This is a genomic window from Microcoleus sp. K5-D4 (genome assembly GCF_036704575.1).
Taxonomy (GTDB): Bacteria; Cyanobacteriota; Cyanobacteriia; order Cyanobacteriales; family Microcoleaceae; genus Microcoleus.
Window position 1 is genome coordinate 22,470 of sequence record NZ_JAUBSD010000088.1, and the last position, 10,750, is coordinate 33,219.

General features: G+C 45.2%; 7 protein-coding genes and 2 pseudogenes. 3 read left to right on the forward strand and 6 right to left on the reverse strand.

The genetic code is table 11. From position 1 onward, the window contains the following. Nucleotides 1–81: 81 nt before the first annotated feature. From QUA77_RS23030 to QUA77_RS23045, 4 genes and pseudogenes are all read right to left on the reverse strand, one after another. Nucleotides 82–5,571 (reverse strand): response regulator, encoded by a 5,490-nt coding sequence (locus QUA77_RS23030; RefSeq protein ID WP_333452720.1) that lies wholly within the window; start codon nt 5,569–5,571, stop codon nt 82–84. A gap of 549 nt (nt 5,572–6,120) precedes the next feature. Next, nucleotides 6,121–6,366, reverse strand: a complete 246-nt coding sequence (locus QUA77_RS23035; protein WP_333035048.1) for a hypothetical protein — start codon at nt 6,364–6,366, stop codon at nt 6,121–6,123. A 45-nt stretch (nt 6,367–6,411) separates the two neighbouring features. Continuing rightward, nucleotides 6,412–6,885 carry a hypothetical protein gene (locus QUA77_RS23040; RefSeq protein WP_333452723.1) on the reverse strand — a complete coding sequence of 158 codons (474 nt, stop codon included), beginning with the start codon at nt 6,883–6,885 and terminating at the stop codon, nt 6,412–6,414. A 479-nt stretch (nt 6,886–7,364) separates the two neighbouring features. Beyond that, nucleotides 7,365–7,819 (reverse strand): annotated as a pseudogene (locus QUA77_RS23045) (transposase); the annotation flags it as partial. Nucleotides 7,820–7,983: 164 nt separating this feature from the next. On the opposite strand from QUA77_RS23045, the gene QUA77_RS23050 reads away from it, so the two are divergent. The 3 genes and pseudogenes from QUA77_RS23050 (at nt 7,984) to QUA77_RS23060 (ending at nt 9,012) form a co-directional block, all read left to right on the forward strand. Continuing rightward, on the forward strand, nt 7,984–8,274 hold the full coding sequence (locus tag QUA77_RS23050) for a hypothetical protein (RefSeq protein WP_333452724.1): 291 nt from the start codon (nt 7,984–7,986) through the stop codon (nt 8,272–8,274). Further along, entirely contained in the window at nt 8,271–8,600 is a 330-nt protein-coding gene (locus tag QUA77_RS23055) for an ISAzo13-like element transposase-related protein (protein WP_333452726.1), read from the forward strand. Before QUA77_RS23050 ends, QUA77_RS23055 begins: the two co-directional genes overlap by 4 nt. Nucleotides 8,601–8,625: 25 nt before the next feature. Further along, nucleotides 8,626–9,012: pseudogene (locus QUA77_RS23060) on the forward strand (ISAzo13-like element transposase-related protein). 165 nt (nt 9,013–9,177) lie between these two features. Here QUA77_RS23060 and QUA77_RS23065 read toward each other — a convergent pair. Together QUA77_RS23065 and QUA77_RS23070 are read right to left on the reverse strand one after the other, a co-directional pair. Continuing rightward, a complete protein-coding gene (locus tag QUA77_RS23065) occupies nt 9,178–9,474 on the reverse strand; it encodes a hypothetical protein (RefSeq protein ID WP_333452728.1) in 297 nt (98 codons plus the stop codon). A 115-nt stretch (nt 9,475–9,589) separates the two neighbouring features. Further along, nucleotides 9,590–10,603 (reverse strand): glycosyltransferase, encoded by a 1,014-nt coding sequence (locus tag QUA77_RS23070; RefSeq protein WP_333452729.1) that lies wholly within the window; start codon nt 10,601–10,603, stop codon nt 9,590–9,592. Between the last annotated feature and the right edge of the window lie 147 nt (nt 10,604–10,750).

Consider the following 10,750-nt stretch of genomic DNA (forward strand, 5'->3'; position numbering starts at 1 on the left):
TGTTCAAACAGTCAACAGTCAACAGTCAACAGTCAACAGTCAACAATTCCGGAGGAGTGCAACCGGAATTGATATAACAAATTACCCTATTTGCGATCGCAACTTCCCCGTTTCCAATTCCATCTCAAAAGCCGCCCGCACCTTTTCCCACTCCGCTTGAGCTTCCAACAGGCGATCGCGCGCCGTACTCACATCAAAAACCTGTTCCCCTCCAGACTCAACCGCCACGCGACCCATATACTCCAACTCCTTGCAAACAGCAGAAAAAGACACAGCTCCTAAATTGGCGCTGCTCGACTTCAGCGTGTGAGAAGCCAGCTTCAAACTATCAGCATCGCCGAGAAAAATAGCCTCCTTAATAGTTTCTAAATGTTGCGGTGCGTCTACCAAATATATCTTAATCAGCTCCCCTAAAAAATCGGGGTCTTCATCATCGTCTAGCTCGCGGAGATTTTGTAAAATATGAAAATCAATCGGCGAATCTGCTCCCGGTTGAACGCTCGAAGAACCCGCAGCCTCACTGTCAACTTGATCAGAAATATCTTGATTGTTTTGCTCAGTAACCACATCCAATTCATCCCGAATCAGAGGTGAGCACTTGCTTAAGGCGATCGCCAACTCTTCCCGACGCACCGGCTTAGTAATATAATCGTCCATACCTGCTTCCAGACACTTTTCGCGATCGCCCTGCATCGCATTAGCAGTCATCGCAATAATTCTCGGCTTCTTGTTAGCAGGCCATTCCTGACAAATGCGGCGCGTCGCTTCCAACCCATCCATGTTCGGCATCTGCACATCCATCAGCACAACATCGTAAGATTGCCGCTTCAGCGCCTCCAAAACCTCCAACCCATTAGCTGCAATATCAGCCCGATATCCTATCCTGTCGAGTAAATGCGTAGCGACTTTTTGATTCACCACATTGTCCTCAGCCAGCAAAATCCGAATCTGAGTAGAATTAGCTGCATCCTGTCCGCCAGAATTCGCCGCAACCTGCCTCAAAACAGCAGGCGTCCGCTGCACGCGGTGCTGTTCTTGAGAATTTTCAAAATACTTCAATCCCGAAGTCAAAGTCACCACATTTGAAACTTCTCCCCGGCCGCTTCTGCCAGTAACATATCCAAAAACTTGCAGCAACACATTATAAAACTGAGACTGTTTTAAAGGCTTAGTTAAAAAAGCTGAAAAATGTACTTCTGTAGTTTCAAGTTTTTTCCAAACTTCCGCCTTACTTAAATAAGTAAACAGCACCAAAGGTAGTGCTATTTTGCGAGGGTTGTTAGCGATGACATTCGGATTTTGACCGTCGCCGCCGGACAAATTGCTCAGCTCAAATTTCCGAATCTCCACAGCCAAAGCCACACCGTCCATATCTGGTAGATTCATCGCCAAAATAGCTAAATCGAGCGGCGAGTTTCCTTTGATGATTTCCAAAGCCTCAGCACCCGAAGTTACAGCCACGGGTATCATTCCCCAAGACTCTGCCTGACGGATCAAAACTTGCCGGTTAATGGCATGATGCTCAACAATTAACAAGCGCTTACCAGCCGCAAATTCGGGTCTTTTTTCCTCAGCCCGGATGTCATTCGCTTCAGCAGTCACCGTGAAATAAAAAATCGAACCCGAACCAGATATCGACGGCGGAGTAAATTCTGCAGGCGACATTCCAGCGATACTTTGTCCGATCGCAGAAACGGCCGGTTGAGACTTAGAACTTCGCGGATCAACCTGGCTGACAACCCACATTGTACCGCCCATCATATCGCTCAAACGCTGGCTGATAGCCAGTCCCAAACCCGTCCCGCCGTAATGTCGCGTTGTCGAAGCATCCACCTGCGAAAAAGCTTTAAACAGGCGATCCATCCGGTCTGGCGGAATGCCAATTCCCGTATCTTGGACAGCAAATTGAATCTCGTATTGTCTGCTACGTGCCACCTCTCTCTGGTTAATTGCTAGCGGTTGTGGCTCTAGAATATTAATTTTTTCCGGCGAACTGTTAGCAGCTACCTGTTGAATTTCCCTAGCCGTACAGCACACCACAATTTCTCCAGATTCTGTAAACTTAACTGCATTGCCCAGCAGATTTACCAAAATTTGGCGCAGCCTCGTGACATCTCCTAAAATGTTTTTCGGAACAGAATCATCAATAAAATAAGCCAGCTCTAAACCTTTTTCTGAGGCTCTAGGAGCCAGTAATTCCAGAGATTCTTCTATACAGTTTTGCAGCTCGAATGGGCTGCGTTCCAAATCCAATTTCCCAGATTCAATCTTGGAAAAGTCGAGAATATCGTTAATAATAGTCAGCAAAGCATCGCCGCTGGTCCGAATTGTCTCCACAAAATCCCGCTGTTCAGGAGTTAGTTCCATATCCAGCAGCAAGCCCGTCATCCCGATTACCGCATTCATCGGAGTGCGGATTTCGTGACTCATAGTCGCTAAAAATTCGCTCTTAGCTCTGTTCGCAACTTCAGCCGCTTGTCGCGCTTGATCCAAAGCTTCATTTTGCTCTGCTAACTGTCGCTGTCGCTGAACTTCGGTTTCTAAAAGTTGTGCTTGAGCTAAGGTAATTCCAACTTGCGCGGCCACATCTTCTAACAGTTCAATTTCGTCTGGATTCCACTGGCGAGTTGCATCGCACTGGTGCAAAGTAATAATTCCATTCGGTTCTCCTTGATAGGAAGTGCGAACAGCCAACATAGATTTTAATCCGATGCGGCGGCACATCGGCCCCGAAGATTCCAGCAAAGGATCGGCAAACACATCGGGAGATGCCAGGGCTATATCCTCAGCGAGGAGTTTTTCTGTGTAGGGGTTATAAGTGACAGAAAGTTCTAAATCTAAAGCCGATTCGTGACCGGGTTCTAAGTATTCCGCGACGCAAGGAAGGTGGGGATAAGGTTCGGAAAGATAGGTGTGAATTGTACAGCGATTGACACCAAATACGCGGCCGATTTGGGTGGCGGTAGTTTGAAAAATTTCTTGAGTGTCTAAGGTCGATCGCACTTTTTGAGTAATTTGTTTGAGTAGTAAAACGCGCTGGTACTGACGTTGCAAAGTTCGCTCTCGCTCTTCGCGGGCAATTTCTGCGCCGATGTAATTGCCCATCAACTTTAAAATTTCAAAATTCAGCGGTTTAAAAGGAGATTTAGTGGTGCGGGAAGTAAAGCTCAAAGTGCCAAAAATCCGCCCTTGCACTATTACCCTCGTCCCCACAAAAGCCTCCAACTTGCGGACGCTGTAAGCGGGGTGGTTGCGCCACTGAGTAGTGCCGGCTGATTCCACAGAAATAGGTTCGCTCGATCGCAAAACCTCTCGCTCAAAGGTTCTGCTCAAAGCAAAACCGTCTCCTTTAGCAAATCCAAACGGAAAATCTTCCGGTACATAAGCAGCAATCACTTCGTAGCGATCGCCCAAAACCCTGCCCAACAGCCCGATATCCATCCCAAACTGACTGCAGCCCATTGCCAGCAACCGCATCGTTCGATCGTCAAAAGAGCCTTCCGAGCTCACCATTACCTCGTAGAGCGATCGAATTGCCCGCTCGCTTTCCCGCAGTTCCTCAACTCCTTCGAGGCGGTTGCAGACATCGTGCAAAGTCCCGAAAATTCCCGCTATTTCGCCTTGCGAATTCCGGCGAACTTGGGCAAATAGTTCTACGGAAACAAAGCCGGAATTACTGTGAATTCCCAAGGAGTTTTTCCCCGGAACCGACTTGGACTTAAATCGCAGTTCTCGCCGTTCAAATTCCGACTTACCCGACAGCAAAGACTCCAATAAATTTGCACATTGCTCGCGCTCATCTGGATGCACCCACTCTAAAAAATTAGTTTCCAAACTTTCGGACACCGAGAAATTCGTAATTTCCGTCCAAGCGCGGTTGAGAAATTTCCAAACCCCCGCCGCATCTATGTGGAAAATTACTGTTGCTTTCAAAGAGTCAAATAGATGGAATTGTTCTCGATCATGCTCGCGGTTTTTGACTTCAAACTGCTTGTTTGGAGTAATATCTGTATGAGTTCCTACTACCCGCAGCGGTTTCCCGGTAGCGCTGCGTAAAACTTGACCTCGGTTCAGCACCCAGACAGTGCTGCCGTCTTTACAGTACATCCGATATTCTGCTGCAAAATCCGGTGTCTTTTGGGCGAAGTGTTCTTCTAAAGCTGCCTTTACCGAGTCAATATCATCTCGGTGGATGCGACTCCACCATTCCGATCGGCGATTCGAGATTTCCCCTTCTTGGTAGCCCAGCATTTCTTGCCACCGCGCCGAATAAAAAAACTCATCTGTTTCGAGATTCCAGTCCCAAATCCCCTGATTATTGACTGGAGGGGGGAGATTTGGCCGCTCTACGACACTGTAGTGAGAAATTTCAGCCATCTCGTGGCTATTTGCTGCTGTCCGCTGTATTTCTGCTGAGAGTTTTTTGTATTGAGCGTTGCTAGATTCTAGCTGGCGCTGCAAAGCAATTAAGCCAGAATGCAGAGATTTTGAATCCAGCGCTTGTAAAAGGATAGTTTTAGGATTGATAATCCCGATCGGGTGATTTGTTTCGTTGATGACTAATAAAGGCAACTGGCAGTAGTGTTTTTGCAGCAGCGCGACGGCTGCTTCGAGGCTAGAGTGCGATCGCACCAGTGGCGGCGAACTGCTGCAAATTGCTGCCGCTTTAATTTTGTTAGAGTCTCTTCCCAGCGCCTGCAACTGCACAATATCCCGCGAACTTACCACCCCAACCAGTTTGTGAAGGTTGGGATTTGTAAACTTGGAATTGTGAGCCGCACCAGTCGAGTGTTGATCGGGGGTTTCAGTGATTAATACATAACTAACATTGTGTCTAAACATCAGTTGCGCCAAATAGCGAACCGAAGAATTAGAAGGAGCGTGAATTATTCGTGAGGCTGCGATTTGAGGAATTTGATAAAGTTTAATTAAACTTGCGGGTAGCTCTAATTTCTGATTCACAATTGGCAGGGGCGGAGGGAACGCGAAAGCCGCAGGTGGCGAAGCGCTGCTAATTGCTTTTGGTGTCGGTTCCCCAATTCCCTGCAACATTTGCACCAAGCTTTGAGAGCTAATTAAACCGACAAGTTCTTCAGACTCGCTGACGACGGGCAAATGGCTGATCTGATTTTTCTCCAGCAGATTTGCTAAGGCAAAAAAGTCGGGAATTTCCGATTCTCGGGCTACAGTTACGGTTCTGATCATGATTTGCTCGATCGCAAATCCCCTCAAAGCAGCGCCGATCGAATTTAGCTGTACGATATCTCGCGTTGTAAAAATCCCCAGCACTGTCTGGCTGCTCGGATAGGGAGCTTTTGAGCCGTTGAGACGCAGCCCGTTGCCTCCTGCGTGTACCGCAGGCGGTATGCCGTAAAAACCCGACTGTTCCCGCGATTGTGGGGAAGCCCCGTTGGTGGGATTTCCGAGTTGAGAATGCCCGCGCGGTTCTACCACGAGGACGTAACTGGCTCCTGTGCTACTCATCAGCTCGATCGCCTTTTCTACGGGCGTCTCAGGGGTGACGGTGAGGGGGTTGCGGTTGATGACCTGACTGAGGGAGGGAATAAACATCAGGGGGCATAAAAGTGATATTTGTTGGAAAAACCCGATCGCAAGCAGCAGATTGATTGAGAGGCTTTGCTCGCGAGATTTCCAAGCGCGCTCAAAGTTTCTGTACGATTAAACTCACCCCTACTTCCAGCATCTTGGCATTTAAAATTAATTCCGTGCCATATCCTGATCATTGACGGCTTCTGACTTTCAGAACCAATGCTATCTGCCAGAGGGCCCAGATGAAGGCGGGCGGGTAATTCCTCACCTAGCCTAACTGCTGCGGGTTTACGAGCAAGAATTTCTGCGATTGTCTAGACTGCACCCTACTTTCTGCCCCTCAACGGAACTCTCGCTCGCATTCTGTTTGAGGCAAGATACCTGCACGCTACCAATTTACCAGCGACAGGAGGGGAATCACAACAGGACGACTTAGGTATGGCAACTGTGCAATTAGGGGTTCGAGGGTTCAAGGGTTCCAGGGTTCCAGGGCCAAACAGGCAGAAAATAAATAATTCTGAGCATAACTAATTCTATCTTATCCCAATTATGGCTCAGAGGATTTGAGCTTCAATTCTGGCGATCAAACTTGATGAGAATAGCGCTGTTCCCCGCCAGTACAAAACTCGCATTGCCGCCCTTGGGCGTTAAGCTACCAACAACCTCATCCATTGTTTTAGAATTGAACTCCCGCACCGTGCCATTACCAGTTTTTATCAGCTCCGAAATATCAGCATTAACAGTGTAAGATGTTGCTCGCTCATTGACAAGCAGCAAGTAAACATTCTTGCTAGCATCCAGAGTGGCAACTGCCATTAAATCCGAACTGTTAGTGATAGGAAAAAAGGTCGCTTTCCCGCTCTACAAAGCCCTAATTCCCATCCGCAAAGCATAGTAGCCCGCGCGCCGTTTTCCCCCGTCCCCTAGCAAACCTTCCGCCAGTCCCTGCTTACCCCTGTCGTACAAACAGAATATGTGACTGCAGTAAATATAATTATCCCCCGGTTGGGAACCTCGAATCAAATTTTTAATCAAATTTAAAGCTAAAGATAAATCGCCGTAGCTAATTTCGTAAGTTCCCCATTCTCCTACCCAAAGCTGCGAGTTAGCGCGGACAGTACCGTTCATCCAGCCGCGCACTTTGCGGGTGTAGGTAGAAATATCTGCATCGTAGTTGTGGACATTGACTGTATCGAAATAATTCGGTATTGCCTGCAAAGCACTAGCCGGCCAATTGCTGCCTCCTACGGTTTTCGGGCCGTGGATGCGGTAAGTGCGATCGGGCAAATAAGTTTTATAAACAAAGGCGATCGCATCTTTTGCCACCTTAACCAATTCAAAATAGTCAGCCCTAGTCCCGCCCCAACCCAGATCGCGATTGTCCGGTTCGTTGTGAATTTCCCAATCATCAACGCGGTAATCATTGCGAACATTCAGCCAATAAACCGTAGCAAAAACCTGTTCCCACCACTCGTTTCAATCTTCTCCTGTGCGCGGCGGATTCAGTTCAGGGTAAACGCATCTCAAACGCTATTGACAAGGGGATTTAGAGGCATGATCATGTTGGGTGGAATAAACAAGCAGCAAGAATAGTCAGCATATACTTATTATCCATTGCGGCTCGATTGGATTTTTGCCGATGGCTACGCCGAAAAGATGGCTCTCGGTTGAAAGCATTAAAAGCTATCCATCCTAGTAATGACAGATTCAGAAGTGTTGAAATTGAATAAATAAGTAATAAAAATAGCCCAAAATATGTTAAACTGGGGCTAAAGATGAAAATATATAGCTATCGCAAATCATTAGTAAATTAATTAAGAGTTTAATCGAGCAGCAGTTCCATTGAGTGTTGGTTCAAACATACCAAATTTGTGTAACTTGAGAAAGTCAAAGCTTTGTGACTGTATGGTAAAATTGAAGAACTATTTAACCAAGGCATTCATAACTGAGCCGCTTCCCAAACTTTCTCACCCAAGTCTTGGCATGAAGCCAAATATCTTCGACTGGATTCTGCAGGCGGAGCATTGGGAGCAAACAGGACACAAGTTAAAGGCCATTCATCCCCCTCTTTGCCTTGATTAATTTCTTCTAGGTAAGCTTTCATCTCTTTATATTTGTGATAGCTAGCTCTATCCCAAATAATTAAATGTCTGGCTTCGGGATTTAAAGATTGTAAATCTTTTAAGAAAGCCACTGTATTCTCAGAATTTGCCGTTTCATATTCTCGCAAAACAAACTGTTTTGTTAAATAATTTACTGCGTCATAATAAGGAATGAAAAATAAATAAATTGATGTATTTTCGGATATAATGAAAAACAGCCCTCGATCGCAATTTTCACCAAAAGTGAGATAAACTTGCTTTCTTATTTTTCTATTTTACCACCCTACCTTACCTTTAAATCTATGTTTTAGATAGTTCACTTGAGTCAGAAATGAAGAAACTTTATAACTCTTTTTCAGAAAAGGATAAAAGAAGGTATGCAGCGATAGAAGCCCAAAAACTGGAATGGGGTGGAATTAGCTATATAATGCAACTTTTCGGCTGCAGTCTAAATACTATTGTTCAGGGAATTGAATATTTAGAAAAAATGGATGAAACGACTATCGATAATTTAAAAATAAAAAAAAAGGAGGAGGCAGAAAAAGTATTTTATCTACTCAGAGCGGTATTGATGAAGCCTTTTTATAAGTCGGAAAATTTCAGACAGCGGGAAACCCAATGAATGAGTTAATTAAATGGACTAATTTGACCCATAAAGAAATAGCTTTGGGACTGAGGTCTGCCGGATTTATTGTCAGTCTTACTCTAATAAGTAAGCTGTTAAAAAAGCAGGGATATGTCAAGCGAAAAGCACAAAAAAAGCCAACTATAGGAACTAATAAAAATCGTAATTCTCAATTTGAAAATATTGCTATGCTAGACACACAGTATAGAAAAGCAGGTAATCCCATTATTAGTTTTGATACTAAAAAGAAAGAAGTTTTAGGGAATTTGTATCGTCCCGGTACTCTTTATACAACCGAACCTGTCATTACTGTCTTACCATGATTTTTGGAGTTGAGGTTGTGGGAAAGTGATTACACATGGAATTTACGATTGCCAAAAAAATCGAGGATATGTAACATTCGGTAACAGTAAAGATACCACTGAATTGGCTGGTGAATCCATCAAACACTGATGGAATAATTATGGAAAAGCCGCCTCTCCTCATGCCAATTCGATTCTAGCTAAGTGTGATGGTGGCGGTAGCAATAATGCTAATCATTCTATCTTTAAGCAAAATTTACAAAAGTTAGTAGATGAAATTGGAATTGAGATCAGAATAGCTCATTACCCTGCGTATACATCTAAATACAATCCCATTGAACATCGACTCTTCCCTCATATAACCAGAGCCTATCAAGGAGTGATTTTTACAAGTCTAATTAGTCAAAAGTCTCATGGAAAAAACTCACACTAACAAGGGTCTATCTGTAGTTGTAAATGTGGTAGATAAAATCTATGAAATTGGTGGAAAGGTGACTGATGATTTTTAAAAAAATCTGAAAATTGTTTTTGATGAATATTTACCAAAATGGAATGTGCAACATCTCAGTTACATCATACCTCATCTTTATGAGAAAGGCTATATGTCATAATCTCCGTTGAGGATTTTTCCTCGGAATTTTTGATATACTTGTTGATTGAACTGCTCAGAAATTGAGTAAGTCAAGGCATGATAAATAGATCCATTTATTCGCCCGCTTGCGGGAAGCTTTTCGACGACTATTTTATAATATTGCTTGGCTAACTTTCCTTCTTCGAGGTAGATGGTTTTTTCATATTCTGGGTGTTTTTCAAGGGCGGGTTTATTTCTAATATAGGTAACGAGTGTTGCATTAACTAAATTGTTTATTTTCTGAAATAAATTATATCCTACCAAAGGTACTGATGCCCAGTCAGGATTGCACGGGTCGACAATTAGTAAAACTTTTAATCTTTTATTACTCCTTTGTTTACTACTGAGGGATAGATTTTCTGGGACGTTACGTCTAACTCTAGCTGGCTGAATTAATAGAGTTGGTGGTTTTGTATTCGATTAGCTTGCTCTGCTGCCCCAGCAATCGGCGCTGGTGAAACTGGATTTGACCTTGTAGCTGGGGAAATTTGGCTAATACACATGACAAAGCGTAGATGGATGCGTCTTTAGTTGTGAGATCCCGATGCTTTATATAATAGTTATAGGTGCGATAGGTTGCTAAGGGGTAGCCACTCAATAGTAACAAGCTCCACCCTTTTGTCGGCCATGTCATGGCCAAGGCTAGGGCTGGCAAGACTAAGCCCCAAAACCAGGTGCTCCGCGTTTCTTTGACCCAATGGCGCTCTGGTTGGGTTCCGTGCATCCAGGAACCTTCGGCATAGGCGTGACCCGCTCTTTGAGCCCGCTTCCACCACTGAGCGAAACTGGTCATTTGCGCGTCGTGCAGGGTCATTTCTGCGTCTAAACGAAGAATTTTCCAACCTTTTTGCCGAAGCCGCAAGCACAGTTCGGGTTCTTCGCCGGCTATTAGTGCGGGATTGAAACCTTCGACTTGCTCAAATGCGGTGGCGCGCATCATGGAGTCGCCACCGCAGGCTTTGGTTTCGCCGATGGGGGTATCCCACTCGATGTCGCACAATTGGTTGTAGATGCTGGCTTCGGGGTATCGTTCGCGCCTGCGCCCGCATACTGCTGCTACGTCTGGTTTGGCTGCAAGTTCGCTGTAGGCCCGATCGAGCCATCCATCAACTACTTCGCAGTCACCGTCCACAAATTGCACAAATTCGATATCGGGCGCTAGTTCCAGCAAGCGGGCAAAGCCTTCGTTTCTGGCGCGTGCTGCGGTAAACGGTATAGATAAGTCTAGTTCTACTGTATCGGCTCCGATCGAGCGGGCTAACTCTAGGCTACCGTCTGTTGAGCCGGAATCGACATAGACGACGCGGGCAACTTTGTCTGTGGCCGAGACTAGGCATTGGCGAAGGCGCTGGCCTTCGTTTCGTCCGATCGCTACTAATCCAATTTGTTTCAAGGTTTACCTCTTGAATTTTACGCCTAATAAAATTTTACAGCAGATTGCAAGTAAATAGAGAACACTTAATCAATACTTCGGACAGTTTTTAAAGAGGGATACGATCGCAATAAAACAGAGAAGTGAAAAAGTGAGTGAAATCTGAGC

Coding starts and splice junctions, on each gene's coding strand:
- QUA77_RS23030 (WP_333452720.1), bottom strand. CDS start 5,571: ATGTTTATTCCCTCCCTCAGTCAGGTCATCAACCGCAACCCCCTCACC.
- QUA77_RS23035 (WP_333035048.1), bottom strand. CDS start 6,366: ATGGCAGTTGCCACTCTGGATGCTAGCAAGAATGTTTACTTGCTGCTT.
- QUA77_RS23050 (WP_333452724.1), top strand. CDS start 7,984: ATGAAGAAACTTTATAACTCTTTTTCAGAAAAGGATAAAAGAAGGTAT.
- QUA77_RS23055 (WP_333452726.1), top strand. CDS start 8,271: ATGAATGAGTTAATTAAATGGACTAATTTGACCCATAAAGAAATAGCT.